Origin of the sequence: Methylovulum psychrotolerans, from assembly GCF_002209385.1 — a bacterium.
GTDB classification, from domain to species: Bacteria; Pseudomonadota; Gammaproteobacteria; order Methylococcales; family Methylomonadaceae; genus Methylovulum; species Methylovulum psychrotolerans.
In genome coordinates, this window is the sequence record NZ_CP022129.1 from 3051005 (window position 1) to 3075721 (window position 24717).

The 24717-nt window shown below is 50.0% G+C and carries 31 protein-coding genes; 16 read left to right on the forward strand and 15 right to left on the reverse strand.

The window, feature by feature from the left end; genetic code table 11:
- Positions 1 to 77 precede the first annotated feature (77 nt).
- The 3 genes from cpdA to CEK71_RS13850 form a co-directional block, all read right to left on the reverse strand.
- Positions 78 to 884 carry a 3',5'-cyclic-AMP phosphodiesterase gene (cpdA, locus tag CEK71_RS13840; protein ID WP_332455518.1) on the reverse strand — a complete coding sequence of 269 codons (807 nt, stop codon included), beginning with the start codon at positions 882 to 884 and terminating at the stop codon, positions 78 to 80.
- A 5-nt stretch (positions 885 to 889) separates the two neighbouring features.
- Positions 890 to 2203, reverse strand: coding sequence for an amino-acid N-acetyltransferase (argA, locus tag CEK71_RS13845; protein ID WP_088619940.1), 1314 nt, complete (start codon positions 2201 to 2203; stop codon positions 890 to 892).
- A gap of 226 nt (positions 2204 to 2429) precedes the next feature.
- Positions 2430 to 3254, reverse strand: coding sequence for an ABC transporter ATP-binding protein (locus CEK71_RS13850; protein ID WP_088619941.1), 825 nt, complete (start codon positions 3252 to 3254; stop codon positions 2430 to 2432).
- Positions 3255 to 3587: 333 nt separating this feature from the next.
- On the opposite strand from CEK71_RS13850, the gene CEK71_RS13855 reads away from it, so the two are divergent.
- From CEK71_RS13855 to rapZ, 8 genes are all read left to right on the forward strand, one after another.
- Complete coding sequence (locus CEK71_RS13855; RefSeq protein ID WP_088619942.1) at positions 3588 to 4565, forward strand: KpsF/GutQ family sugar-phosphate isomerase; 978 nt, start codon at positions 3588 to 3590, stop codon at positions 4563 to 4565.
- Positions 4565 to 5089: a 3-deoxy-manno-octulosonate-8-phosphatase KdsC gene (gene kdsC, locus CEK71_RS13860; protein WP_088619943.1), complete on the forward strand. Its 525-nt coding sequence runs from the start codon at positions 4565 to 4567 to the stop codon at positions 5087 to 5089. Before CEK71_RS13855 ends, kdsC begins: the two co-directional genes overlap by 1 nt.
- A 15-nt stretch (positions 5090 to 5104) precedes the next feature.
- Complete coding sequence (lptC, locus tag CEK71_RS13865; protein WP_088619944.1) at positions 5105 to 5677, forward strand: LPS export ABC transporter periplasmic protein LptC; 573 nt, start codon at positions 5105 to 5107, stop codon at positions 5675 to 5677.
- Positions 5661 to 6233, forward strand: a complete 573-nt coding sequence (gene lptA, locus CEK71_RS13870) for a lipopolysaccharide transport periplasmic protein LptA (RefSeq protein WP_088619945.1) — start codon at positions 5661 to 5663, stop codon at positions 6231 to 6233. Before lptC ends, lptA begins: the two co-directional genes overlap by 17 nt.
- 3 nt (positions 6234 to 6236) lie before the next feature.
- Positions 6237 to 6962: an LPS export ABC transporter ATP-binding protein gene (gene lptB / locus CEK71_RS13875; protein ID WP_088619946.1), complete on the forward strand. Its 726-nt coding sequence runs from the start codon at positions 6237 to 6239 to the stop codon at positions 6960 to 6962.
- A 19-nt stretch (positions 6963 to 6981) separates the two neighbouring features.
- On the forward strand, positions 6982 to 8433 hold the full coding sequence (locus tag CEK71_RS13880) for an RNA polymerase factor sigma-54 (RefSeq protein WP_088619947.1): 1452 nt from the start codon (positions 6982 to 6984) through the stop codon (positions 8431 to 8433).
- A 67-nt stretch (positions 8434 to 8500) separates the two neighbouring features.
- Positions 8501 to 8791, forward strand: a complete 291-nt coding sequence (hpf, locus tag CEK71_RS13885) for a ribosome hibernation-promoting factor, HPF/YfiA family (RefSeq protein ID WP_088619948.1) — start codon at positions 8501 to 8503, stop codon at positions 8789 to 8791.
- 63 nt (positions 8792 to 8854) lie between these two features.
- A complete protein-coding gene (rapZ, locus tag CEK71_RS13890; protein WP_088619949.1) occupies positions 8855 to 9721 on the forward strand; it encodes an RNase adapter RapZ in 867 nt (288 codons plus the stop codon).
- A 120-nt stretch (positions 9722 to 9841) separates the two neighbouring features.
- On the opposite strand, the gene CEK71_RS13895 is transcribed toward rapZ, so the two are convergent.
- Genes CEK71_RS13895 through minC form a run of 4 tightly spaced genes read right to left on the reverse strand, consistent with a single transcriptional unit; the run spans position 9842 to position 11910 of the window.
- Positions 9842 to 10039 (reverse strand): winged helix-turn-helix domain-containing protein, encoded by a 198-nt coding sequence (locus tag CEK71_RS13895; protein WP_088619950.1) that lies wholly within the window; start codon positions 10037 to 10039, stop codon positions 9842 to 9844.
- 29 nt (positions 10040 to 10068) lie between these two features.
- On the reverse strand, positions 10069 to 10335 hold the full coding sequence (gene minE, locus CEK71_RS13900) for a cell division topological specificity factor MinE (RefSeq protein WP_088619951.1): 267 nt from the start codon (positions 10333 to 10335) through the stop codon (positions 10069 to 10071).
- Positions 10335 to 11144, reverse strand: a complete 810-nt coding sequence (gene minD / locus CEK71_RS13905) for a septum site-determining protein MinD (RefSeq protein ID WP_088619952.1) — start codon at positions 11142 to 11144, stop codon at positions 10335 to 10337. The genes minE and minD overlap by 1 nt, the downstream gene beginning before the upstream one ends.
- A 22-nt stretch (positions 11145 to 11166) precedes the next feature.
- Positions 11167 to 11910 (reverse strand): septum site-determining protein MinC, encoded by a 744-nt coding sequence (gene minC, locus CEK71_RS13910; RefSeq protein WP_088619953.1) that lies wholly within the window; start codon positions 11908 to 11910, stop codon positions 11167 to 11169.
- A 690-nt stretch (positions 11911 to 12600) separates the two neighbouring features.
- On the opposite strand from minC, the gene CEK71_RS13915 reads away from it, so the two are divergent.
- A complete protein-coding gene (locus CEK71_RS13915) occupies positions 12601 to 13317 on the forward strand; it encodes a hypothetical protein (protein WP_088619954.1) in 717 nt (238 codons plus the stop codon).
- Positions 13318 to 13395: 78 nt separating this feature from the next.
- Here CEK71_RS13915 and CEK71_RS13920 read toward each other — a convergent pair whose 3' ends face one another.
- Positions 13396 to 14916 carry an MGH1-like glycoside hydrolase domain-containing protein gene (locus CEK71_RS13920; protein WP_198328244.1) on the reverse strand — a complete coding sequence of 507 codons (1521 nt, stop codon included), beginning with the start codon at positions 14914 to 14916 and terminating at the stop codon, positions 13396 to 13398.
- Positions 14917 to 14973: 57 nt separating this feature from the next.
- On the opposite strand from CEK71_RS13920, the gene CEK71_RS22675 reads away from it, so the two are divergent.
- Positions 14974 to 15219 carry a hypothetical protein gene (locus CEK71_RS22675; protein WP_157679260.1) on the forward strand — a complete coding sequence of 82 codons (246 nt, stop codon included), beginning with the start codon at positions 14974 to 14976 and terminating at the stop codon, positions 15217 to 15219.
- A gap of 708 nt (positions 15220 to 15927) precedes the next feature.
- Here CEK71_RS22675 and CEK71_RS13925 read toward each other — a convergent pair.
- The 6 genes from CEK71_RS13925 to CEK71_RS13945 form a co-directional block, all read right to left on the reverse strand.
- On the reverse strand, positions 15928 to 16077 hold the full coding sequence (locus CEK71_RS13925; RefSeq protein WP_088619955.1) for an entericidin A/B family lipoprotein: 150 nt from the start codon (positions 16075 to 16077) through the stop codon (positions 15928 to 15930).
- Between the two features lie 176 nt (positions 16078 to 16253).
- Complete coding sequence (locus CEK71_RS13930; protein WP_232463643.1) at positions 16254 to 16457, reverse strand: hypothetical protein; 204 nt, start codon at positions 16455 to 16457, stop codon at positions 16254 to 16256.
- 128 nt (positions 16458 to 16585) lie between these two features.
- Positions 16586 to 16732, reverse strand: coding sequence for a lmo0937 family membrane protein (locus CEK71_RS22680; RefSeq protein ID WP_103974740.1), 147 nt, complete (start codon positions 16730 to 16732; stop codon positions 16586 to 16588).
- Between the two features lie 207 nt (positions 16733 to 16939).
- Positions 16940 to 17119 carry a CsbD family protein gene (locus tag CEK71_RS13935; RefSeq protein ID WP_088619957.1) on the reverse strand — a complete coding sequence of 60 codons (180 nt, stop codon included), beginning with the start codon at positions 17117 to 17119 and terminating at the stop codon, positions 16940 to 16942.
- Between the two features lie 199 nt (positions 17120 to 17318).
- Positions 17319 to 17636, reverse strand: coding sequence for a small metal-binding protein SmbP (gene smbP, locus CEK71_RS13940; protein ID WP_088619958.1), 318 nt, complete (start codon positions 17634 to 17636; stop codon positions 17319 to 17321).
- Between the two features lie 64 nt (positions 17637 to 17700).
- Positions 17701 to 17877: a CsbD family protein gene (locus CEK71_RS13945; protein WP_088619959.1), complete on the reverse strand. Its 177-nt coding sequence runs from the start codon at positions 17875 to 17877 to the stop codon at positions 17701 to 17703.
- Between the two features lie 340 nt (positions 17878 to 18217).
- Here CEK71_RS13945 and CEK71_RS13950 point away from each other — a divergent pair, with 340 nt between their 5' ends.
- From CEK71_RS13950 to CEK71_RS13975, 6 genes are all read left to right on the forward strand, one after another.
- A complete protein-coding gene (locus CEK71_RS13950; RefSeq protein WP_157679262.1) occupies positions 18218 to 18637 on the forward strand; it encodes a hypothetical protein in 420 nt (139 codons plus the stop codon).
- Positions 18638 to 18766: 129 nt separating this feature from the next.
- On the forward strand, positions 18767 to 19645 hold the full coding sequence (locus CEK71_RS13955) for an ADP-polyphosphate phosphotransferase (protein WP_088619961.1): 879 nt from the start codon (positions 18767 to 18769) through the stop codon (positions 19643 to 19645).
- A gap of 39 nt (positions 19646 to 19684) precedes the next feature.
- Positions 19685 to 20821: an MlaE family ABC transporter permease gene (locus CEK71_RS13960; protein WP_088621623.1), complete on the forward strand. Its 1137-nt coding sequence runs from the start codon at positions 19685 to 19687 to the stop codon at positions 20819 to 20821.
- Between the two features lie 2 nt (positions 20822 to 20823).
- Complete coding sequence (locus tag CEK71_RS13965; protein ID WP_088619962.1) at positions 20824 to 21612, forward strand: ABC transporter ATP-binding protein; 789 nt, start codon at positions 20824 to 20826, stop codon at positions 21610 to 21612.
- Positions 21613 to 21616: 4 nt separating this feature from the next.
- Positions 21617 to 22615 (forward strand): MlaD family protein, encoded by a 999-nt coding sequence (locus tag CEK71_RS13970; RefSeq protein WP_088619963.1) that lies wholly within the window; start codon positions 21617 to 21619, stop codon positions 22613 to 22615.
- A 6-nt stretch (positions 22616 to 22621) separates the two neighbouring features.
- Positions 22622 to 23206 (forward strand): PqiC family protein, encoded by a 585-nt coding sequence (locus CEK71_RS13975; protein WP_088619964.1) that lies wholly within the window; start codon positions 22622 to 22624, stop codon positions 23204 to 23206.
- A gap of 307 nt (positions 23207 to 23513) precedes the next feature.
- On the opposite strand, the gene CEK71_RS13980 is transcribed toward CEK71_RS13975, so the two are convergent.
- Complete coding sequence (locus CEK71_RS13980) at positions 23514 to 24590, reverse strand: replication initiation protein (RefSeq protein ID WP_088619965.1); 1077 nt, start codon at positions 24588 to 24590, stop codon at positions 23514 to 23516.
- Positions 24591 to 24717 lie beyond the last annotated feature (127 nt).

Consider the following 24717-nt stretch of genomic DNA (forward strand, 5'->3'; position numbering starts at 1 on the left):
TTAAATCCAATGAATAAACCCTACCAAACGTCCTTTTTTGGCAAGGCCATCAATACGTCCGATGGGATTGGTTGGCTTTAATAGCCATGCGGGGTATGTTGCAAGCCGACCAAGGCTTCGGGGAGACGCTTGACTTGGGTGGCGATGCGGCCATCCGTGTAGAGCTGCAAATGGCGGTAGGCGGGAGACGTTTCATCTAGGGCGAAACCTAGGCTTTTTGGCTTAAATTGGAAACAGGTCGAAGGCGTGCCGAGGATACGCACATTGGCTATTTGCGCCTCCATCTCTTGATGGATATGGCCGTTTACCAGTGCCTTAACTTGCCGATGGCTTTTGAGGATTGCCCAAAAAGCGTCGCTATTGCTAATCATCATAGTATCCATCCAATAGCTTTCGGTGGGCAAGCTATGGTGGTGGACGGCAACTAAGGCATGACGGTCAGGATATGCCTTAAGGCTTGCCGACAAAAAACTTAGTTCTCCGGCATCTAAATAGCCGCCTTCTTCACCGATGATTTGGCTGTTCAGATTAATGATTTGCCAATTGCCCAACAGCACCTGTTTACGGCAACTGACCAGTTCAGTATTGAGAACGCGCTGCATCAGGGCGTAATCGTCGTGGTTGCCCGGCAAGCATACCGTGGGGACACCGTACTGGCTGATATGCTGTAAAAGATATTGGTAGCTGGGGCTGATGGGGTCTTGCGCCAAATCCCCCGTAAGCATAATCAGATCAAAGCGGGGATGGTCGGCAAAAGCCCGCGCCAAAACCGCCCGAAAATAATATGCCGTATCCACGCCCAGCAACGTCGCATCGGAACTGGCAAGGATATGGGTGTCGGATAATTGCAATATTGACAGGCATTCGGTGGCTAATGTCATCATTAGAGCTATTCAAGGTCTTTACAAAGAACTTTGGAATTTCTTTGCGGGTTATAAAGCGCCTTAAGCGGCTCAGGCAGGCTATCAACATCCGAAGCCGTAAAGCCCCGTTCGATAAACCAATGTGCAGTCTGAGTCGATAAGACGAATAAGGTTTTTAAGTGCAACTGCTTGGCTTTGCGGCAAGCATAGTCTAACAGACGGTTAGCGCGGGCTGAACGCTGGTATTCCGGGTGTACGGCCAGACAAGCCAGCACCCCAAAATGGCGTTGCAGATGCGCATGTAAGGCAATACAGCCAATGACTAGGCCATCGCGTTCGATGATCAGATAATCGCCGATTTCCATCTCGATTTTTTCTCTGGAACGTTTTGCCAAAATACCTTGTTGTTCGAGCGGTTTGATCAGCTCTAAAATGCCGCCGATGTCATTCAGTGTGGCCGGGCGCAATTCCTCAAACGGGGTCGAGCTGATGAGCGTACCGATACCGTCACGCGTAAACAATTCCAGCAACAAGGCGCCGTTTTGGAAACGGTTAATCAGATGTACCCGCGCAATGCCCGATTGGCAAGCATGGCGGGCGGCCCTCAGCGGCTGGCTGATGGTTTCGGGTAGGTCAGGATGCCGCTCCAGCAATCCTGACACTTCAGAGCTGGTCAATTGTTGGAGCTGTTCGCCGCTATCGGGACTAACGCAGTTCTGTTCGGTCAAAAAAATCAGTTTTTCGGCTTTTAAGGCAATCGCCACCGCCGTCGCCACCTGTTCGGCGGATAAGTTAAAGATTTCCCCGCTAGGCGAATAGCCAATCGGCGAAATCAGCACCACATTGTCTTGGTCGAGTTGCTGGTGGATGGCCTCACTGTCAATCCGGCGCACCTCTCCGGTGTGGCAATAATCGATGCCGTCAATAACCCCTAGCGGTTTGGCGGTCACAAAATTGCCGGAGGCCACCTTAATTTTTGCCCCTGCCATCGGCGAATTCGCCAAGCCCAAGGACAGCAACGCTTCAATCTCGACCCGCACTAAGCCTGCCGCCTCTTTGACGCACTGTAAAGCCGGCCCGTCAGTGATGCGCAGATGCTTATGGAAACGCGGTGGCGGACCGTCCTTTAGACGCTGATCAATTTGCGGGCGGATACCATGCACCAATACTAGGCGGATACCTAAACTGTTAAGCAAAGCAAAATCATGGACATGATCTTGGAAATCGTCCGCCAGCACGGCTTCGCCACCAAACGCAACCACAAACGTTTTGTTGCGGTGGGCGTGGATATAAGGCGATGAGGCTCTGAACCAATTGACGTAATGGTTTTTTTGTTCCATGTAGGGCTAGCGGTTTGTATTAAGGGCTGGTTAGCTAAAAGCTGAGGGCTAGCGGCTGGGGTAACGGCTTAAGGCCTACAGGGTTTGTTTTGTTAGCAAAAGTGGCTATGGGGTAAATTCGGGGCAACGTTGATCTCAGGCAACTACCCACCTGCTAAAGAAGAATCCGGCAACGCCAGACCCTTCCCTTAAAAAACAGCTCAACTTACGCCGCCGCCCTTCCGGCCTAATGCCCGCGCATTGCCAGCAAATCCTCGACATAATCCGCCGCCGGATAATGAAAATGCACCGGTCCGTCAGCAGCCCCGGCCATAAACTGCCGCGTCCATTCCGAGGACGATTGCCGGATCTCGGCAGGACTGCCTTGATCAACCACTTTGCCCTCGGAAATCACATAAATGTAATCGGCAATTTGTGCGGTCTCAGCCACATCGTGCGAGACAATAATGCTGGTCAGCCCTAAGGCGGTATTCAAGGCTTTAATCAAATGCACCAAAACCCCCATAGCAATCGGGTCTTGCCCAGTAAAAGGCTCGTCATACAGTATCATCATCGGATCTAAGGCAATTGCCCTAGCTAAGGCGACGCGACGCGCCATCCCCCCGGAGAGTTCATTAGGCATCAAGTGGCGGGCCCCGCGCAAGCCCACCGCTTGCAGCTTCATCAGCACCAGGGTGCGGATCATCGACTCCGGCAAGCGGGTATGTTCGCGTAACGGAAAAGCCACATTATCGTAAACCGTCATATCGGTCAATAACGCACCACTTTGGAACAACATACCCATGCGCTTACGCAATGCATAAAGCTCTTTACGGCGCAACTGGTGAACGTTTTCGCCCGCCACCGTTATTGACCCTTGAGCCGGACACAATTGCCCCCCTATCAGCTTTAGCAAGGTCGTTTTACCCGTGCCGCTAGGCCCCATAATGGCCGTTACCTTACCGCGCTGGAAATCCAGAGAAATGTCATCAAAGATTTTTTTATCACCGCGTAAAAATGACAAATGCCGGACGCAAACCAAGCTGTTTTCGGAATAATCGCTGTTAGCCATATTGCTTAAAGACTGCTCTAGGGAATTTTAAAGGTGTTATTTTGTCTGACTATGCTTTATGAAGTCAATTTATAAAACACACTTGGGGGAAAATACGCAAAAACCTTGTTCTGCAATGGTTTTTACACCCGTGCTATGGGGCTAAAATAAGATTATTAGTTTCTCATGCAGCACGAAAAATATAAGCATGGCATAATAGCACTATTTTGACGCAGACTTATCGCCATAAGGCTTAAAAAAAGCCGCCAGAGGCTTTAACAACTATCCATCAAACTGTTTTTTTATGGAGTTTTTTGTCATCATCACATTAATGCACACGCTGGGAGGCAGAAAATGAAATTAAACGATTACAAACTCTGTGAGCTAGGCAAAGCCGTTATTCAAGTAGAGGCACAAGCCATTGCCGACTTGGAAGTGCAAATCAACGAAAACTTTGTTATGGCCTGTAAACTGTTGTTTGCTTGCACAGGACGGGTAGTCGTGATTGGTATGGGCAAATCGGGGCATATTGCCAGCAAAATCGCCGCAACGCTTGCCAGTACCGGCACACCGGCTTTTTTTGTCCATCCGGGCGAAGCCAGCCATGGTGATTTGGGCATGATCACGAAAGATGATGTTGTGGTGGCTTTATCCAATTCGGGCGAAACCGAGGAAGTGCTGACTATCCTGCCGATCATCAAACGGCTCGGCGTACCGCTAGTGGCGATTACCGGCAACCCCAATTCAACTTTAGCCAAATGCGCGACCACCTACTTGAATGTCGCAGTCAAGCAAGAAGCTTGCCCTTTAGGCTTAGCCCCCACTTCCAGCAGCACTGCCGCTTTAGTGATGGGCGACGCGCTGGCGGTATCGTTACTGGAAGCACGCGGCTTTACCCGTGACGACTTCGCCTTGGCGCATCCGGGCGGTAGCTTAGGCAAACGCCTTTTGCTGCGGGTCAGAGATATTATGCACGTCGGTGTCGCCATGCCGTCCGTACCCGAATCGGCGTTAATTAGCCATGCCCTATTGGAAATGACCGAAAAGCAACTGGGGATGACCGCCGTCGTCGAAGCCAATAACCGTGTTATTGGGATTTTTACCGACGGTGATTTGCGGCGGATGCTGGGTAAAAACCTGGACATCAACAGCACGTCGATCACAGAAGTGATGACCCCGCATTGCGCGACTATCACCGCCGATGTCTTGGCCGCCGAAGCCATGCAAATTATGGAGCAGAAAAAAATTAACGCATTGATTGTCGTAGACGCGCAGCAATGCGCCATTGGCGCCTTAAATATGCACGATTTGATACAAGCGGGTATCGTCTGATGGAACAGGCCGTTACCAAAGCAGCAGCCATCCGGCTGCTGATTCTTGATGTTGACGGGGTCTTGACCGACGGTAAACTGTTCTTTGACCAGCAGGGTAATGAATACAAAAGCTTTCATGCCCAAGACGGCCACGGCATTAAGCTGTTGCGCCGCACCGGCGTGGAAGTGGCGGTTATTTCAGGACGTTCCTCGCCGATTGTCAGCCTGCGTATGAACGCTTTGGGCATTAGCCATGTCTATCAGGGACACGAAGACAAACGCGCCGCCTTTGCCGAACTGTTGGCAAAACTGGCGTTAACGCCCGAACAAGTCGCTTATGTCGGCGATGATTTATTAGATTTGCCCATTATGTCGCAAGTGGGCTTGGCAGTGGCCGTCCACGATGCCGTGGCGACCGTCAAAGACCTGGCGCACTGGCACACCAGCCGATGTGGCGGGTGCGGGGCGGTACGCGAAGTGTGCGACCTGATCATGCAAGCGCAAGGGCACTATGATGCCATTGTTGACACTTATCTGACCTAAAGTGCCCCGCCCGTCATGAACACATTGAAAGAGCAATCTGGCTATTTCTATCTGGTATTTGCTGCACTGGCCAGTTGGCTATTAGCTAATCTGATCGAGGTCGAAGATACCGGCAACCGTTTGTCGCCGCCCCACAGCCCTAACTTTTTCAGTAGCGGTTACCAGAAATGGACAATGTCTGCTGACGGCAACCCCGACAACCACTTATCAGCAGCCCATATAAGCCATTACAGCGACGACAAGACCACCCATCTGCAACAGCCGTTGCTGACCTTCCAACAGCCCGACCAGCCGCCGTGGCTTATCCAAGCTGAAGCAGGATTGGTCTCGGCGGATGGCAAAGAGGTTATTCTGGAAGGACGGGCGACCATTAGCCGTGAGGCTTATGGCAATAATAAGGCCTTAAAAATTATCACTTCTAATCTTAAAGTTAAGCCAGACATTCATTACGCAGAAACTGCCGACCACGCAGTGTTGCAAAGCTTGCCCCATACCACCTCAGGGACTGGCATGAAATTGGTTTTTAAGCAGCCGATTCATATTGAATTACTGGCCCATGTGCAAGGGAAATATGAAACCAAACCATAAACAACGCTTTTTTTTCCGCGCTATCTTGTTGTTGGCCTGCCACTACCTGCCTACTGCTGCGGCCTTGGAGAGCGATGCCGATCAGCCCATCGCCATTGACTCCAACACCGCCACTTACGACGAGGCCAGCAAAACCAGCACCTATACAGGCAATGTGATATCCGTCCAAGGCAGCATCCGCGTCAATTCCGACAAATTGGTCGCCTATCAAAAAAATGGCGAAATTGACAAGCTGGTGTTTACCGGCAACCCCGCCAAATTTAAGCAAACCCCTTCCGCCGGCGGTGAAGATATTCTTGGCAACGCCATGATTGGCGAATATTATCCGAAGAAAAACCTGCTGGTCTTACAAAACCAAGCGGTCGTCGTCAATGGCAATGCCACTTACGCCAGTAACTTGATAGAATACGATATTAAAAGCTCACTGGTAAAAGCAGGTGAAAAATCATCCGATACCAAACGTGTCCATGTTATATTAAAGCCTAAACCTAAAGATAAGCCGGAATCGGACAAGCCCGAAACAGAAACTAACCCGCCCCCCACAGACAAGCCTTAAATTATGGCAACATTAGTAGCCGATAATCTGTTTAAAGCCTACCATAAACGCCAAGTCGTCAATGGTGTGTCCTTGGTGATCCATACAGGCGAAGTGGTGGGCTTATTAGGCCCCAATGGGGCGGGCAAAACCACCAGTTTCTATATGCTAGTCGGCCTGATTAAAGCCGATGCCGGAACCATCCGCCTAGGCGATAAAGCCATTACCGATTACCCTATGCACCGTCGGGCGCGTTTAGGTGTCGGCTATTTGCCTCAGGAGCCATCGGTATTCCGTAAACTAAGCGTCGCCGATAATTTACGCGCCGTTTTACAGATCCGTGGCGATTTAAGCGCCAGCCAAACAGAACTGGTGATTGATGATTTATTGCAGGAATTTAACATCCTGCATTTACGCGACCAACAAGCCTTGAGCTTGTCCGGCGGCGAGCGGCGGCGGGTGGAGATTGCCCGCGCCTTGGCGACCCAGCCACAATTCATCTTATTGGATGAGCCTTTTGCGGGTGTTGACCCTATTTCGGTGGATGATATAAAAAAAATCATTGTCCATTTGAAAGAACGCGGCATTGGCGTTCTGATTACCGAGCATAATGTGCGGGAAACGTTAGGCATTTGTGATCGGGCGTATATCCTCAACGAGGGGCGGGTCATCGCCGAAGGGGGCGCGGCGGCTATTGTTGCCAATGAAGAAGTGCGCAAGGTTTATTTGGGTCAAAATTTTAGTCTTTAAGCCACAGTATTAAACAGCAATGAAACAATCCTTACATCTCAGGCAAGGCCTGCAACTGACTATGACGCCGCAATTGCAGCAGGCGATTAAGTTGTTGCAGATGTCAACCTTGGATTTGCAGCAGGAAATCCAGCAAGCGCTTGAATCCAACATGATGCTGGAGATCAGCGACGACGACAACAATAACACCGGTGCGGCCAGTGAGTTGCCGACTGAGAAAAAAACCGAGCAATCCGACACCCAAACCAGCGAAGGGTCGCAAACCGACATTCCTGACGAGTTGCCGGTAGATTCCTCATGGGAAGACATTTACGACACGGTGATGGAGTCTGGCAGCCACAACAACGAACAGGTGGAGTTTGAGACCCAACGCAGCAACAGCGCGACCCTGCTCGACCATCTGTTATGGCAAATGGAACTGACCCGCTTTTCCGAGCGCGACCATGCCATCGCCATCGCCATCATTGACTCCATCAACGAAGACGGCTACCTGACCAGCAACCCCGAAGAAATTTTCCAAGGCCTGCAATCGCAATTAGACGACCTCGATGTCGAAGAAGTCACCGCCGTCCTGCACCGCATCCAAAACTTCGACCCGGCCGGCGTGGCCGCGCTGGACTTAAGCGACTGCCTACGCCTGCAACTGTTGCAACTGCCCGAATCCACCCCCTACCGCGCCGAAGCCTTGGTCATCGTGTCGCAGTATTTGGATTTGCTGGCGACCCACGAGCAAACCAAGCTCATGCGCAAACTGGGGCTGACGGAACGGCAACTGGACTTAGTGGTCGCCCTAATCAGAACTTTGGAGCCTAAACCCGGTTCACGCATCCAAGAACATGATTCCGAATACGTCATTCCCGATGTCTATGTCGTCAAGCAAAACGGGGTCTGGCAGGTCAACCTCAACCCTGAAATCGCCCCGAAGCTACGGATTAACCCGTTCTATTCGGCGATGATCAAACGCGCCGACAACAGCAAAGACAATGCCTGTATGAAAGACCATCTGCAAGAAGCCAGATGGTTTATCAAAAGCCTGCACAGCCGTAATGACACCCTATTGCGCGTCGCCCGTTCGATCATCGAAAAACAGACCGCTTTCTTAGAACATGGCTCGGTCGCCATGCGCCCGATGGTGCTGCGTGACATTGCCGAAGAACTGGAATTGCACGAATCGACCATCTCACGGGTGACCACGCAAAAATACATGCACACCCCGAACGGCATTTTTGAATTTAAACACTTTTTTTCCAGCCACGTTTCGACCGACGGTGGCGGCGAATGCTCATCCACCGCCATCCGGGCGATTATTAAAGAATTAATCAGCAATGAAGATCCAGCCAAACCGCTAAGTGATAGTAAAATTGCCGATTTTTTAAACGAAAAAGGCATCCATGTCGCAAGAAGGACAATTGCCAAGTATCGTGAAGCGATGTTTATCGCATCATCAAGCCAGAGAAAACGGATTCTATAACTCCACCATATTAAAGAAAAAATCCGCCCTCAGGCTTAAAACCATCAATTCATAAAGGAGTTTTACCATGCAAGTTATAATAACAGGTCATCATCTTGAAATAACAGAAGCGCTAAGAGCCAATATTGACGCAAAATTTGCCAAATTGGCGCGTCATTTTGACAACGTCACTGATGTGCATGTTATTTTAAGTGTAGAAAAGCTGGTGCAAAAAGCCGAAGCCACTCTGCAATTGAGCGGGGCCAAGTTATTTGCTGAAGACCATCAGGACGACATGTATTCGGCAATTGATAATATGGTCGACAAACTCGACCGCCAAATCACCAAACACAAAGAAAAAACCAATAACCATCGGTAAGCTTTCGGTGCAAGATGGTGGCGGACAACTTCCTTACATTCACAGCATCTTGCACCTGATTTTATGAAACTACTCATTGTTAGCGGCCTATCCGGTTCCGGCAAAAGTATTGCCTTAGATACCCTTGAAGATTGTGGCTATTACTGCATAGACAATCTGCCAGTCACTTTACTGGCAGATTTCATCAACCACGTCATGCTGGTTGACACCCAGACCTACGCCAAAACCGCCATCGGCATTGATGCCAGGAACCAAACCGAGAGCTTGGCGAACTTTTCCGACAGCATGGGGCTAATCCACAGCAAAGGCATCGATTGTGAAGTCATTTTTATGCAGGCGGAAGAAGCCACCCTGCTCAAGCGCTACAGCGAAACCCGCCGCAAACACCCCCTGACCAATGTTAACGTCCCCTTAAAAGAAGCGCTGAAAATCGAGCGGGACATGCTTACCCCTATTGCCCGCCACGCCAGTGTCATTATCGACACCAGCCGCACCCATTACCACCAATTACGCGAACTGATTAAAGACCAAATCGGCGAACGGAATATCAAGCATATCTCCCTACAGTTCCAATCCTTCGGCTTTAAACACGGTGTGCCCCTAGATGCCGATTTTGTCTTTGATGCCCGCGCCTTGCCTAACCCTTATTGGATTCCTGAACTGCGCGGCCTGACCGGCAAAGACCAGGAAGTCATCCGCTTTTTACAAGAACAGCCTTTAGCCAGCGAGTTGGCCCAAGACATCACCGACTTTCTGGCACGCTGGATTCCGCGTTTTGAGGCCGAAGGCCGCACTTACCTGACGGTAGCCATCGGCTGCACAGGCGGCCAGCACCGCTCGGTGTATCTGGTCGACAGCCTAATCAGTTTGTTTAACAACACCTATTCCAATGTTATCGTCAGGCACAGGGAATTGCTGAACCGGGCCTAAAAGGCCACTCAGGAAGCCACAGACCCAGCCTAGCCTAGCCTAGCCAATCATCCAGATACAAAAAAGCCCAAGAAAGGTGCAAAGCGCACCCATCTTGGGCTTAAGGCAATAGCTTGCCGATTATTTCAACGCCAAAGTTTCAGTCCGGCCTTTCATTTCAAAAACCAGCTTATCTTCTTTCGACAGCCAGCCAATCGCACGTTGGATATCATTTTTATTGATGCCCGTTTCTGTGCTGATTTTTGACACACTGGTCGGCCCGTTATCATTGAGATATTGCCATACCGCACCTGCCGCTTCACCAATTACATCAATCATAGCAATCACCTTTAGGGTAGTTAGAGAGGTTAAACATTTTTTGTCGGATGATCCGGCAGCACAATATTCAATTCCAGCGTTTCCTGATCTTCATCTTGCTCGAAATTAAAAGAAATAGCTTCCTGATCGACATTGACATATTTTTTGATCACTTCCAGCAATTCCTTTTGTAACTGAGGAAGATAAGAGGGCTGATGGCGCGAAGAACGCTCATGAGCCACAAGAATTTGCAAGCGTTCTTTAGCCAGCGATGCCGAACTGGTTTTAGTGATTCTAAAATAGTCAAGTAAACTCATCATTTGCCTCCAAAAAGCTTCGCTAAGAGGCCTTTTTTCTCATCAATAAAACGATGGGGTTTATCTTCTCCCAAATAACGGGCCACAATATCGGCATAAGCCTGCCCTGCGTCACTCTTGTCGTCAAGGATAACCGGTACGCCGGAGTTTGAGGCCGTCAGCACCGATTTCGATTCGGGGATGACACCAAGCAAATGTAAGGACAAAATGTCCTGGACATCGTCGACACTCAGCATATCGCCCAATTTTACCCGATCCGGCGCATAACGCGACAACAATAAGTATTCCTTAATCGGCTCTTCATTACGTTCCGCCCGACGCGATTTACTGGACAATAAACCTAACATACGATCCGAGTCACGCACCGACGACACTTCAGGGTTCGTCACCACAAACGCATCATCCGCAAAATACATAGCAAGATGAGCGCCTCTTTCGATACCGGCCGGCGAATCGCAAACCACATACTGGAAGTCCTTGGACAATTCCTCCAACACCTTGCCTACGCCTTCTTGGGTCAACGCGTCTTTGTCGCGGGTTTGGGAAGCAGGCAAAATATACAACTGATCGCAATGCTTGTCACGGATCAGGGCTTGGTTAAGCGAAGCCTCGCCGTTAATGACGTTGATAAAGTCATAAACCACGCGGCGTTCGCAACCCATAATCAAGTCCAGATTACGCAAGCCCACATCAAAATCAATGACCGCTGTTTTGTGACCCCGTTTTGCCAGCCCCATAGCGATGGCAGCACTGGTTGTGGTTTTGCCAACACCGCCTTTACCCGATGTTACAACGATAATTCTTGCCACAAGTGTTCCTCTAAGTAGGTTTTTAAGTAATCTCTTTAATGATTAAAGCGTGTTCTTGTAAGTAAATCTGCACAGGCTTATCGCGCACCACATCACGCATGTCTTCGCTGATTTTATAAATGCCGGCAATGGAGATCAGTTCCGCCGCTAACTGCGAGCAAAAAATGCGTGCGCCGGTATTGCCTTGGACACCCGCCAAAGCCCGGCCGCGTAAAGAACCATAAACATGGATATTGCCTTCGGCGAGAATCTCTGCACCCGCACTGACTTGGGCAAGGATAATCAAATCGCCTTCGGCATAAAGCCGCTGGCCGGAGCGCACAGGATGGGTGATTAACGTGGTCTCGACCTTAGTGGCCGGTACAACTGGGCTTTCCGCCGTTTTTTGCGGTGCAGCCTCCGCTTTTTTAGGTTCGGTAGCCAAACTGTTATGGACAGAGTAGACCGGGATGCCTAACTCTAAAGCGTGTTTGTTTTGCGCATCGTTACCCCCGCGTATACCTATCGGCAACAGCCCCGCCTTACGGATAATGGCGGCCAAGGTTTTTATATCAAGGGCGAGATTCTGCTTGTTCAACCACTGGACATCAAACACCACAGGGGAATTTTTAAAAAAATCCGGCGCGAGTTGGGTTTTTTTTTGTAACTGCTGCTCAATTATAACAAAATCATCGCTTGATAAAACTAAAACAGGTACAGAAAAAGTGCTGCTCTTAAATTCAAGTGCAGGCGCGTTATGAGGCGTGTTTTGAGCGTCTGTCGGCATCCGTCACCATCGGGTTAATCATAAGTTGTGATTCATTCTAGCATTGCTAAGAAAAAAAATCATGTTTTGCATGGCGGCAAACGTTTTTTAACGCCAACCTGCCCTAGCCAGCCCTTATCGTACAGAAATGCCATGAAGTTAAGACGGAAACAATCACTTAGCGGGCATACCTATCGTCACCAGCGGGCTGGCATATTCGATTTTTCTCCCCATGCCACCAGACACTCCCTCCCTATACAACGGCAAAACTGCCCTGCCTTTCACCGAACCGTTTTTTCAGCAGGGCATGAAGCAATTCAACGGCTACAGCTTTCCCAAACCTGACCCACTACCACACTGGCGGCTTGCACATTCTTCAGCTTCGTAATGCTAATTGCGGTAAAATTACACAACTGACGGTAAGCGCAGTAATTTTGCCTTGCATCGCCGAAACAGCCTTTTGTGAAACGCTGGCCGAACACTTTATTTATGCGATACGGCCTCGTCTTTCCGGTATTTTTTACTATAATTAATAGGGGGTTACACGATCTCCTTATAGCATCCTGATAAGGGCGGATTAAGCCCTTAGCAAAACATGCGGCATTACGGCCTGTGCCTTACTCACCGCTTAGATTACACAGAAAACAATGCGGCCGCCTATCGCAAACCCGACATAGCGGGATTCCATCGGCGCATAATAGAGGGTTAAGTATGATTGATATGAAAAAACGCCGGAGGCAAGTCACTTGGCAATGCTTCACACCACATTTGAATGAAGCACAGTTGATTAAAACCATCCAAATTTTGGAACAAAACTTTCAAAATGACAGTGTCAGTAGCTTAATTGCCTACATTACGCATATTTGTACGGAATTTAATCTCGACACCACAGTGCGCAAAAGCCTCTATGGCCAATTTCATGAGCTGATGGCTGAGAACAATACGCTGCCAGACCCTCTGTTATCGCTTCAGCAATCCAGTGCTGGGACGGCGGTTGCCCCAGCGGAAAACATACCGGAAGACAACGCCATAACTAGCCCTGCCCCAAGCGCAGAACCGGACAGCTCTGCCCTGCCTAATGACATTTCTGCACAGGCGTGGATGTTCGAGTATTTTGCCAGCCAGTTATTAGCCAATCTGCCAGACCCAATGGATTTTTTTGACGCGCTGTGGGAATTGTCCATCAATAAAACCACCACCAGCCGCGAAACCGAAGAGCAAATCGCCCAATGGCTAAACAATACCAACAGTTTTCTATGGGCAATTGGCTTAACCGAGCAAAACTTCGCCGAAATTGCCCAACTGATGTGCACGGCTTTATGCGAAGCCTTAGGCGCTGCCCATGCCGGCCAACACATCCAGAACACCTTGGAGAAATGCGAACAAACCCCACAAGCCAGACACTTCTCACCCAAGAACTTTTTCTAAGGGCGGGCTTGGCGGTGGGCTTAATCTCCGCACTTCGGCAAGTGCCGCCACAAAGGGGATCTAGGAATAGGTGTGGCCTTAACGCCGCCATTCATCAATCAACGCCGCAACCAAGGCCGTCCAGGTTTGGTGGGAAGCCCCTAAGCCCTTACCTGTCTCGGCATGGAAGTATTCGTGGAATAAGATATGGTCGCGCCAATACGGGTCTTGCCGGAAGCACGGATCAGCACCGTAAATAGGCCGATGGCCTTGGGCATCGGGAACAAACAGCCGGATCATGCGGTTGGCCAGTTCTCTCGCCAACGCCCCCAAGGTCATGGCGACCGGATACGGGTTGTCATCCAAGACCACATCCAACACAAAGGTCGGCCCCAAGGCCCTATCAAGCTTGCGTAACGCCTCGATCATTAGGAAACCCGCCGGAAACCAGACCGGGCCGCGCCAGTTGGAATTGCCGCCTTTAAGCTTAGATTCGGCTTCGGCGGGCTCATACCGCACTTCACTGGCTCCGTATTTAAAAGGCTGGCCCGCATGTACCTTGGACAGGCTACGCATACCAAACTGCGAGAGGAACTCATCCTGGTCGAAAACACGCACCAACAGCCGCTTAATTTGCTGCTGGTTAGGCACGCTCAATAAATAAGTGCTTTGCTGGCCCTGGTTCAGGTAATGGCAGCTGAATTGGGTAAAGTGGTTGCGGTTTGCTAGGAACCAATTCAAGTTCGCGCTAAAGCTAGGGAATGGCTTCAGCCAACCCTCTTCCAACCGTTCCACGGCAAACAGCGGAATTAGCCCGACCAGTGAACGCACCCGAAATTTGTCAAAACTGTCATCAGGATGCCTGAGCACATCGTAAAAAAAGCCGTCCGTCTCGTCCCAAAGTTGGTAATCGCGCCCGCCCATCTGTTTCATGGCGGCCCCGATGTAGACATAGTGCTGCAAAAACTTGGTCGCCAAGCCTTCGTAAGCCTTATTTTCCCCCGCCAGTTCCAAAGCCATCCGCATCATATTCAAGCAAAACATCGCCATCCAGCCCGTCGCATCTGACTGTTCCAGCACCTCGCCTTGCGGCAAGGCTTGGCTGCGGTCAACCACAGCAATATTGTCCAAGCCTAAAAAACCGCCCTCAAACACATTGTTGCCGTGATTATCGACTTTGTTTGTCCACCAAGTAAAATTAATCAGCAACTTATGGAAACAGGTCTCCAAAAAATTGCGGTCGGTTTTGTTATGCAGGCGTTTTTCCATATTGTAGACCCGCCATACCGCCCAAGCATGGACAGGCGGGTTCAAATCGGAAAAATCCCATTCATAAGCGGGCAATTGCCCGTTAGGATGCTGAAATTGCTCAAATAACATCAGCCACAATTGGTTTTTGGCAAAAGCCGGATCAACCAAAGCCATCGGTACCGAAGCTATCGCCAAATCCCAAGCGGCAAACCAAGGATATTCCCATTTATCAGGCATCAACAGCACCCGCATGGAATTGAGATGCTCCCAATGTTGGTTACGGATTTTTTTTCGGGATGAAGGTGGCGGAGAATTGGGCAAATCGCCATGCAGCCACTGGTGGACATCGAACAAATATAGCCAAGCCAATATAATTTGATATGATAATAGGCTATTGTAAAAACGATCATCTTGAATGGAAAACGAATGGCTTATCCAGCGGCATTCAGAAAAAAACTGCTTTCAGTGATGAAAGAACAGGGCCTGACCATCCCGGAAGCCGCAAGCTGTCCGCATCGATCAGATCCCGGCTCCGCTCAACTGCCCGCTTTTTTTAACCATGTTAATAATCTAAAAAATTCGTTTATTATCGTCCATATAGCCACAAAAACCCTTAACTTAATGGCAGTGACCCCATCCCTCCCCATCAGGGGAGGGAGTTGCCCACCTTAACAAGCCTTAGCTCTCCGCTAATCTTCCCCACTATTTAGAGGTGACTTTATGAAAAACTTGATGATCGAGTAATAACTGACGTTACGCAGTAACCTGTTTGCCGCGCCGAGCACAGCAGGTTTTGTCGGGATCAGCCCGAATACCCGCAGGGGCGCGGGAGGGATGCCGAGCGTCGGCAAGTGTACCCAACCCGATTAAAAAAACCGTCGCGGTAGCGACTCATTATTTGTTTTTTTAAACCGCAGAATATGTCTGAGTAACATCAGTAACTAAGAGGAATCTATCCAAGACAAAAAAAGCCGCTTAAACGTTAACCGCTGAGGCGACAATGACGCTGACAATTTCCGCTACCGCAAAGGGCAGGAAAATCAATTGGGGGGGCGTAGGGTCGGTAAGCAATACTGTTGAACAGCCTATATGTAAGCAGTGCTGAACTATTTGCGGCAACAGCCACAAGAAACCGAGGAAGAGGATGAGAAAGTTATCGCCCTTGATGTATGATTGCTCATTTACACTGACAAAGCAGAACTGAAGAATTTTTTAATCATCAATAGTTTCAGCAATCCGCTATCGCGTATGGCTGGCCTTTATTTCAAAGGGCTTATCACGCTTGGAGGCAGATTTTGTTAATGGTTAAGGCGGCAAGCCCAACCAGTAGCAACTGGCCTGCGGTAACAAGACGTTACCGCAAGCATGGCAACCGCCCTATCACATACCTTTTTTCACGTCTTTGGCAGCACCTTCAACATGGTTGCCGCCGCTTTCTACGTCTTTGCCCATGCCTTCAATCGTGTTGCACGCGGTCAATGTCGCCATAAAACCCAATACTAATGCCCAAGCTAACAGTTTTTTTGTCATGATAATACTCCAAAAAGTGTAAATAAATGCCGGTTTGCCGATATGGCGTACCGGAAGCCGTCAGTAAAATAGGCTGACTGGCTGTTAATGTCAGTGGCCTATAGCCACTGTTTTTTTCGCGTATCCCTAAATTTAGGAAGTACCTTATCGAATCTGCGTTAACCGTGGACAAGCTGTCAGTTATTTTTGCTGGCAAAAACTAACAGCCCACAGCCGGCGACCATTGCCGCCACCCCTGCCCAAATCGGAATATCGATGGTTTGGGTGTCTTTAACTGTCAGCTCTAACGGGCCTATCTTGGCTTCTTGAGTGTCCTTGGTGTAGCTAAATTGGTTATATACCAGACCCAGCAGACCCGCTGCGATCAATACGATTGCCATTATCTTGATTGTGCCCACGATCCTGCTCCTAAAAATATGAATGCGGCTGTCAGAATAAGTGGCCGGAAGTAACCGACAGCAAGCAAGACCCTTTGCCCTACTGTTAGGATAATACTTCCCGCCTCTTGCTAAAGTCCCCGTCCTTGAATGACCCGCACCAAGATGACGATGATGGCGATAACCAGAAGAACATGGATAAACCCGCCCAATGTGTAGGCGGAGACTAAACCCAATATCCAAAGGATGATTAATATGAGTGCTATGCTTTCAAGCATGTGTGCTGCTCCGTAACAGGCCGCCCGTTGGCGGCGATAAAAACCACAGATAAATAAATGAAGTTATTGCCAAAAGCGAAAACACGCTTTATCTACCCAGCGGCCAACTTCCCATTTATCCCTAAATGACACTATTTTTCGGGCAATACCGTTATTGTGTAAGAATCGGTCTAACGGATTTAATTACCTGTCTGGGCAAACGGCACTTTAACAGCAACCTTTTTTAAGGGTTTCTTTTAGGTTGCCGGTGTCAGCCGGTAGTTTACCGGGCGTTTTTTGGACATTGCCGTCGGCTTCTATGGCTTTGCAGTCAGGTATCTTGCCTACGGCTTGTTTACCTCGGCCTTTGGCAGGTTCGCTTTGGCCGTGTGTTGGTTTTTTGTCCATAACGATCTCCATGGGTGTTTGTCATCCGAACCGTGCAAACATTTCCTATTGCCTTGACTAAAGAGTACCAACAAACCTGAACAGCGTCGGTGCGGCAACGTACATAGGGAAAATATTTAGGTAAGGGAAAACTTTAAATACTTAGCTAAACGCGTAAAACGGCGGGCTATACTATGCCCGCCGTATTGGCTATAGCGTATTATTGCGCGTCTTTTAAATGGCTGACGGCTTCTTCGGCAGATTTTTTCGCCAACTCGGCGTGACCCATTTTGCCGTGGTCAACCGCATCGTTCAGGCTTTTAATACCCGCAGTCAAATGCTCGCTGGCGGCACTGGCATGGGTCTTGGCGGTTTCCGCATGTTCGGTGATGGTTTTGCCATCGGTGGCTTTAGCCGCCGCTTCTGCGTGCTTAATCGCTTCCGCGATATGGCTTTCGGCAGCATAAGTGGCAAATGGAGCGCCTGCCAGGCTAATGCCTAAGCATAAGGCGGCTATTTTCATGGTGTTATTTTTCATTATTATTTCCTGTATAAAACGATTGGCTTGCGGTCATATCTAAAAATGGCGGCACTATGCCGGATCAGATGCTGTTTTTAAGGTCTTCTTTCAGGTCACCGAGACCGGACTTAACTTTACCGATATTTTTTTGCAGCTTGCCTTCCTCTTCCATCGACTCATTGTCCAGTACCACGCCAACCGCTTCCTTGACTTTGCCTTTGGTTTCTTCGACCCGGCCTTTCACTTGTTCTTTATTCATCACTAGCTCCCGATAATTAGTCCTGTCATGGCGACATTGCCATAAGCCTAAGCGCCGGATAGTTTCCCCACCGCTTGGTTACACACATTACAGCTAAACCTGGCCCTGTTCGGTACGGCAACACACAGAGCGCGTTTTTTCTTCCTCCCGTCCAATAACTTAGATTAGGTTGGCTTACACCAGCCTTATGGCGGTCAAAAACGGTATTTATGTACGCCAGCGTACCGACACCGCCGGAGGTTTTTCGCTAAGCTCGGTGCAGACTTATACAACGAAACCGTATCTTGCCAAGCTTGGCATTGACCGGATCCCCGTCCTTTTTTTGTCATTGGAAAAACTTATGAAAACATCTGCCACCACCACCACCCACCTCATCGTCGGTTCGTGCTTTGCTTTAGCGCTAGCCATCATTATTTTCTCGACCGCCCAAGCCGAAACGGTCGCCGTTACTGGGTCAAACGCTGCCCCAGAACCTAAAATGATGGAGCATTGCCAAGCTATGCAGGCGCAGAAACAAAAGCTGCTTGACGATATAAAAGTCCAAGACACCGAGCTCACCGAACTGCTTGCCAAAATGAACACTGCGCCGGATGCGAAAAAAGTCGGCCTGCTGGCGGCTTTGGTCACGCGCATGATTGAGCAGCGCATCGCGATGGATGCGCGTAAAGCGAAAATGGAAGACATGCTGATGCAACACGTCCAAATGGGCAAAGATGCAATGGCACAGGATCCCATGCCCAAAGCGACCGACAAAAAATAGGCTGGTTACGCGCACGGTTCTTAGGATACGATAGGGCTTTTAATCACCAAGGGCATCCCGTCCACAGCCGCACACTGGCCTAAACGGCAGGTCGGCCGGATGATTTGCTCAGCAGGCAAGGATAAGAAAATGGGCATCAATACGAAAGATTTCCGCGTATCCGAAGGCGATAACGTCAACCTCAAACACTGGCCGACGCAGACGGACCCGGTTTATGCATCAAAAAAGGCTTACCACCAATGGCTTGACGAACAAGTGGCGGAACTGAATGCCTTGCAACAGTTGCAATATGCCGCTAACCGCTATGCGGTGTTGGTGATTTTCCAGGCGATGGATGCGGCGGGCAAGGACAGTTCTATCCGGCATGTGATGTCGGGGGTTAACCCGCAAGGCTGCCAAGTGTTCAGTTTTAAACACCCCAGTGCGGCGGAACTGGATCATGATTTTCTCTGGCGTACCACCCAATGTTTGCCGGAACGCGGTAGGATCGGCATATTTAACCGTTCCTATTACGAGGAAGTGCTGATTGCGCGGGTGCATCCGGAAATCTTGCACAGCCAAGGCTTACCTGACGAATTGCTGGATGAAAAAAATATCTGGCAGGAGCGCTATAAATCCATCGTCGATTTCGAAAAGCATCTGCACCGCAACGGTACCCGGATTATCAAGTTTTTCCTGCACCTTTCGAAAGAAGAGCAGCGCAAACGCTTTCTTGAGCGTATCGACACGCCGGAGAAAGTCTGGAAGTTCAGCATCGCCGACACGAAAGAACGCTATTATTGGAAACAATATATGCAGGCTTATGAAGCTTGCCTAAGCGCGACCAGCACCAAAAACGCCCCGTGGTATATCGTGCCTGCCGATGACAAAAAAAATACCCGCCTGATTATCGCCCAGATTATTGTCGATACCCTTAAAGGATTGGATATGCGCTATCCTAAAGCCGATGCCGCCCGTCAGCAGGAGTTGCTGGCGATACGCCAGCAACTGATGCAAGAAGATGCCTAGGCGTTCATGGCAAAGCAGCAGGCAAGCACACCCCATAACATGACGGCCACCCTAACCCCCTGTTCCATCAACTTAAAGCAAACGGAAAGCACCTTAGAAGCGGCCTTCTCAGGAGCCTGGGTGTTGGCGGCGGATATACCGCCCCTCACCGCGGTTTTGGCGCAATTGGACAATAAGGGCGTTAAGCGCCTGGTGTTTGCCATGCAGGGCTTAGGCAAATGGGATAGCCTGCTGATGACCGAGCTGATCCGCCTGATTGATGAGGGCAAAAAGCGCGGCATTGATGTGGACACCCGCACCTTACCCGAAGGGATACAGGGTCTGCTAAGCTTGGTTTATGCCGTTCCTGAACCGGTCGGGAGGCAGCGCAGCGCCGCCCCGACCCAATGGCTGGCCGTATTAGGTACGGCGGGTTTAGAGTTATATCAGGACGGCCAAGCCTTCATCGGCTTTATCGGTGAGTTGGCTCTTAGCCTGGTGGCTTTGCTGCGCGGTAAAGCCCGCCTGCGCCCCGTTGATTTTTGGCGGCAAATCCAAGACTGCGGCCCTTCGGCGTTGCCTATCATCACCTTGATTAGCCTGTTGGTCGGGCTGATTTTGGCGTTTGTCGGCGCGGTGCAACTGGCTTTATTCGGCGCGGAAATTTATATCGCCGATATGGTGGGTTTGGGCATGTCGCGGGATATGGGCGGCCTGATGGCGGCGGTCATCATGACAGGCCGCACCGGGGCAAGCTTCGCCGCACAATTAGGCACTATGCAGGCCAATAGCGAGATTGACGCGCTGAAAACCATGGGCTTTGAGCCTTTGCCGTTTTTGGTGCTGCCCCGCTTACTGGCGCTGATCTGTATGATGCCGCTGCTGTGCCTTTATGCCGATGTGGTGGGCATTGCCGGCGGCGCCTTGGTGACGGTGAACTTTTTCGACATCTCGTTAGTACAGTACATTGAGCGCACCGCCTCAGCCATCCATCTTAAGGACTTTTCTATGGGCATCGTCAAATGTGCGGTTTACGGCGTGTTGATCGCGCTGTCCGGTTGCCTGCGGGGGATGCAATGCGGACGCAGCGCCTCGGCGGTCGGCGACGCCACCACCTCCGCCGTGGTCACGGGCATTGTCTTTATTGTCATTGCCGATGCCGTGATGACCCTGATCTGCAACCGCTTAGGCATTTGACGATGGCCACGCCCTGCCTGACCATTAAAAACCTGACCTTGGCTTATGCTGATTATGTCATTCAACAAGACCTTAATTTCACCGTCAATCAAGGGGATATTTTTATTATCATGGGCAGTAGCGGCTGTGGCAAAAGCACCTTGTTGATGAATCTTATCGGCTTAATGCAGCCCGTCAAAGGCGATGTGCTGTATGGTGAAGACAGCTTATGGCAAGCCGACCACCAAACCCGGCAGCGGCTATTGCAGCGCACTGGCGTATTATTCCAAAGCGGAGCCTTATTAAGTTCCATGACCCTGTTCGAGAATGTCGCCCTGCCGCTCACCGAGCATACCCGTTTGGCTGCCGGGCGCATCCGCCAACTGGTCAACTACAAATTGGCTTTGGTGGGCTTGGCGGGCTTTGCGGATTTTTATCCGGCCGAACTGAGCGGCGGTATGCAAAAACGCGCGGGCTTGGCGCGGGCGATGGCGCTAGACCCGGAAATCCTGTTTTTTGATGAACCCTCGGCAGGGCTAGACCCGCTCAGCGCCAAACTGTTGGACGATTTGATCCGCAACCTGCGCGACCACCTGGGCACGACCATCATCATGGTCACGCATGAATTGGCGAGCATTTTCGCCATCGGCACCAACAGCGTGTTCCTCGACACCGAAACCAAAACCATGATCGCCACCGGCCCGCCCCAACAATTACTGGCCGAGTCTAAAGACCCGAAAATCATCCGCTTTCTGACGCGTGGCGAAACCGCCGCCCGGCCAACAGACAGCCCCAAAACTCCTGCGGTGTGACATAATGAGCAAGCCAGTTAACCCTTACAGCATCGGTTTATTTATGGTCGGGGCGTTGATCTTGCTGGTCGGCGGCATTATGGTGTTTGGCGGCGGCCAACTGCTCAAGAAAAAAACCGAATACGTCATTTATTTCGACTCCGCCTTAAACGGCCTGAATGTCGGTGCGCCCGTCACCTTGCAAGGCGTGCAGGTAGGTACAGTGAAGGAAATTTCTCTGGAGCTGGACCAAAATGCCGCGCGTATCATTAAGCCGGTGGTGATCGAGCTGGACTCGGAAATGGTCTTGGATGCCAGCGGGCAACCCTTTCAAGCCGCCGCCACCACACAAGAACGCCAACAAAACGCCAAACGCCTGATTGATGCCGGGCTAAAAGCCCAATTGCAAACCCAAAGCCTGCTGACCGGGCTACTGTCCGTGGAATTTAACTTCCATCAAAATGACCCGCTCAAGCTGACCGGACTGCACTACAAAGGCCTGGCGGAATTGCCCGCCGTGCCGACCACGGAAGACCAGATCAGAAGCACCGCCGATGAAATATTGCAAAAAATCCGCCAGTTACCGCTTGAAGCCATTGTCAAGGACCTTGCGGCGACCTTAAAAGCGGTGCGCGACATCGCCACCTCGGATGAACTAAAGAAAAACCGCGCGGCCTTGACCAAAACCTTAAATGAAACCGAAAAGCTCATCGCCACGATGAACCGCAATCTTGCGCCCTTATTGACCAATATGAACACAACGGTCACGGACACCCAAACCCTAGTGCGGCAATTCACCCACGACATTAAGCCCGTGCTGGCCGCCACCGAAAAAACCTTAGGGACGGCTAACAGTGTCTTGCTCGAGTCGAAAACGTCGTTAAGTTCGGTCACAACCTTGGCCGCCCCCGACGCACCGCTCTGGCAATCGCTGGAAGCCTTGCGGGAAGCGGCGCAATCCACCAAAGAACTGACCGATTACCTGCAACGCCATCCCGATTCGATAGTGTATGGAAAGGAGTAAAAGACCATGAACGCCCTACCCGTACTGATGGTGTCGGCGCTGTTATTGAGCGCGTGTATGCACCATGACAGCAAGCCCATCGAATTTTACCGGCTCACAGCGGATGTAGGCCTTAAGCCGCCGCCGCCCGCCCCTATTCCCGAAGGCATGATCGGCTTGGGGCCGATACACATACCCGACTATCTGAACCGCCCGCAAATGATGGTTGGCCTTAGCGAACACCAGTTTAAGCTGGCCGAACACCACCGTTGGGCAGAACGGCTGGACCAAAACATTGCCCTCGCCCTGTTCAAAGCCCTGCCCGCCCAGTTGGGCAGCGACCATCTTGTCCGCTATCCTTGGCCGCAACAGCAGGCTGTGGATTACCAAATCAGCATCGACATAGTGGAATTCCATGTCGGCGCCAATGGGCAAAGCCGCCTGATCGCCCAATGGGCCATCAAACATAAAGGCCAGACGGTCATAGACAAACGCTCGGAGTACCAAGCCGCCGCCTCAACCTCCGATTACAACAGCATGGTCGCCGCCCAAAGCCAATGCCTCAGCCAGTTAGGCCAAGAAATAGCCGCCGCGTTGCGGCATAGCCCATAATATTTATCTGGGTTTTAGCGGCACTAAAATATCGGAGAAAAAGGCGTTCCATGCCGCCAATAAGACCTGAATACACCGTGAAGGCTTTAGGGAGATAGCAGTTTTTTGACATTTACGCCGCTGCACCCTACCCTGAATTTATTAAAAGGGCAACAGACAAAAAGCCCATAAATTAACGCCAGGTGACTCGTTACACTTAAAGGCATGCCCAATATAGGTTTTTACATAAATGACCTTAAACGTGCTTTTATAAGCCTTAAATCCAACGCCACACCCACACCGGACAAATCACCCATTGCCGATAAAATCATTTTCTGGCCGTTTGGTAGCTCTCCATCTGCTTACGGTACATAAATGCATCATAGTCTTTTTCGCTCTTAAAACCTTGACGCTCCCAAACGGTCATTTTTTTCTTAACCGCCGGGGCTGCCTGTTGCTCCAATTCCCAATCATGCCCCCAGTCTTCTTTCAGGGCATTGACTAAAAAACCCGCATAAGACTTATCCGCCTTACCGTTACTGTACAATATATTTCTTTTAACGTAATCATAGCCTTGCTTTTTTTCGTATGCCGCCACGGAAGACAGCACTGTCTTCTTTGAACGGTGCTGTTCAGGAATTAAGCTAAGTAAGCCATCAAGCGGCGGCAAAGCCCCCTCCCCGTTATCCTTATCCGCCGGGTTCATAATCACGGCCTCATGCGTCAAAATGAGCAAGCGGATCGCTGTCACACGGCGGCCACCCTTAATTTCTTCAAAATTGAAATAAAGGTCAGATTTTTGCGTCAATTCTTTTTGCACAGCCACCAAAATAAAGCGCTTAAAATCGGCATACAACTGATATTGGTCAGGCCTAAGCCCCAAAACCTCCCGCAAAAATTCTAAGTCAAATTCCCTTTCCTTCAACTTTTCATATTGCTTCAATAACGTATAAATCCTGATGGTGTATTGGCTTTTAAAGCTCAATAACATCTCCAATTTACTCGACGTAAAATTGCCTTTAAGCTTTAACAAATAAGGTTTTAATAAAGGGTCAAAACTCAGGTTGACCTCTCCTGAACCATCAACATATTTGGCTGACGAGACCCAACCAATTTGCAGCAAACCATCCGTTTCATCAATATTGACAACCCGCTTCAATAAATTTTCAGTGGTTTTTTTACATTCCCTATAGGCCGAAGCCTTATCGACCCCCAAAAACTCGGCAAGCTCGCCAACACTGATGCAATACGGCTTGAAATCCTCATCATCAGGCTGAATCCTAGAGATCATCGTCAAAATCAAACGTTGCTCAGCTAGCGGCAAATTATATCTGGCCTCAACCAACTGATTCGATTGAGTGACAATCAGTGAAGTAGGTAATGGAATTTTCTTTTTTATCAGCATAAATTCATTAAACGCCCGCCAGAACAAAAATTAAAAACATTAAGTTTTAAATATAACACCATAATTTATGCCACACAAGAAATACAGTGCAAATTTCTCATATTTCAGCCCCAAAAGCAGTGCAAAT

Bases quoted from the DNA above. Each gene is read 5' to 3' on its own strand.
- CEK71_RS13945 (WP_088619959.1), bottom strand. From the start codon at position 17,877: ATGAATAAAGAACAAGTGAAAGGCCGGGTCGAAGAAACCAAAGGCAAA.
- hpf (WP_088619948.1), top strand. From the start codon at position 8,501: ATGCAAGTTATAATAACAGGTCATCATCTTGAAATAACAGAAGCGCTA.
- CEK71_RS22675 (WP_157679260.1), top strand. From the start codon at position 14,974: ATGGCTTATCCAGCGGCATTCAGAAAAAAACTGCTTTCAGTGATGAAA.
- CEK71_RS13880 (WP_088619947.1), top strand. From the start codon at position 6,982: ATGAAACAATCCTTACATCTCAGGCAAGGCCTGCAACTGACTATGACG.
- minC (WP_088619953.1), bottom strand. From the start codon at position 11,910: ATGCCGACAGACGCTCAAAACACGCCTCATAACGCGCCTGCACTTGAA.
- cpdA (WP_332455518.1), bottom strand. From the start codon at position 884: ATGATGACATTAGCCACCGAATGCCTGTCAATATTGCAATTATCCGAC.
- minE (WP_088619951.1), bottom strand. From the start codon at position 10,335: ATGAGTTTACTTGACTATTTTAGAATCACTAAAACCAGTTCGGCATCG.
- CEK71_RS13935 (WP_088619957.1), bottom strand. From the start codon at position 17,119: ATGGACAAAAAACCAACACACGGCCAAAGCGAACCTGCCAAAGGCCGA.
- CEK71_RS13925 (WP_088619955.1), bottom strand. From the start codon at position 16,077: ATGACAAAAAAACTGTTAGCTTGGGCATTAGTATTGGGTTTTATGGCG.
- rapZ (WP_088619949.1), top strand. From the start codon at position 8,855: ATGAAACTACTCATTGTTAGCGGCCTATCCGGTTCCGGCAAAAGTATT.
- CEK71_RS13855 (WP_088619942.1), top strand. From the start codon at position 3,588: ATGAAATTAAACGATTACAAACTCTGTGAGCTAGGCAAAGCCGTTATT.
- CEK71_RS13915 (WP_088619954.1), top strand. From the start codon at position 12,601: ATGATTGATATGAAAAAACGCCGGAGGCAAGTCACTTGGCAATGCTTC.
- argA (WP_088619940.1), bottom strand. From the start codon at position 2,203: ATGGAACAAAAAAACCATTACGTCAATTGGTTCAGAGCCTCATCGCCT.
- CEK71_RS13930 (WP_232463643.1), bottom strand. From the start codon at position 16,457: ATGGCAATCGTATTGATCGCAGCGGGTCTGCTGGGTCTGGTATATAAC.
- smbP (WP_088619958.1), bottom strand. From the start codon at position 17,636: ATGAAAAATAACACCATGAAAATAGCCGCCTTATGCTTAGGCATTAGC.
- CEK71_RS13960 (WP_088621623.1), top strand. From the start codon at position 19,685: ATGACGGCCACCCTAACCCCCTGTTCCATCAACTTAAAGCAAACGGAA.
- CEK71_RS13850 (WP_088619941.1), bottom strand. From the start codon at position 3,254: ATGGCTAACAGCGATTATTCCGAAAACAGCTTGGTTTGCGTCCGGCAT.
- CEK71_RS13975 (WP_088619964.1), top strand. From the start codon at position 22,622: ATGAACGCCCTACCCGTACTGATGGTGTCGGCGCTGTTATTGAGCGCG.
- CEK71_RS13965 (WP_088619962.1), top strand. From the start codon at position 20,824: ATGGCCACGCCCTGCCTGACCATTAAAAACCTGACCTTGGCTTATGCT.
- lptB (WP_088619946.1), top strand. From the start codon at position 6,237: ATGGCAACATTAGTAGCCGATAATCTGTTTAAAGCCTACCATAAACGC.
- CEK71_RS13955 (WP_088619961.1), top strand. From the start codon at position 18,767: ATGGGCATCAATACGAAAGATTTCCGCGTATCCGAAGGCGATAACGTC.
- CEK71_RS13970 (WP_088619963.1), top strand. From the start codon at position 21,617: ATGAGCAAGCCAGTTAACCCTTACAGCATCGGTTTATTTATGGTCGGG.
- lptC (WP_088619944.1), top strand. From the start codon at position 5,105: ATGAACACATTGAAAGAGCAATCTGGCTATTTCTATCTGGTATTTGCT.
- lptA (WP_088619945.1), top strand. From the start codon at position 5,661: ATGAAACCAAACCATAAACAACGCTTTTTTTTCCGCGCTATCTTGTTG.
- CEK71_RS22680 (WP_103974740.1), bottom strand. From the start codon at position 16,732: ATGCTTGAAAGCATAGCACTCATATTAATCATCCTTTGGATATTGGGT.
- kdsC (WP_088619943.1), top strand. From the start codon at position 4,565: ATGGAACAGGCCGTTACCAAAGCAGCAGCCATCCGGCTGCTGATTCTT.
- CEK71_RS13895 (WP_088619950.1), bottom strand. From the start codon at position 10,039: ATGATTGATGTAATTGGTGAAGCGGCAGGTGCGGTATGGCAATATCTC.
- CEK71_RS13950 (WP_157679262.1), top strand. From the start codon at position 18,218: ATGAAAACATCTGCCACCACCACCACCCACCTCATCGTCGGTTCGTGC.
- CEK71_RS13980 (WP_088619965.1), bottom strand. From the start codon at position 24,590: ATGCTGATAAAAAAGAAAATTCCATTACCTACTTCACTGATTGTCACT.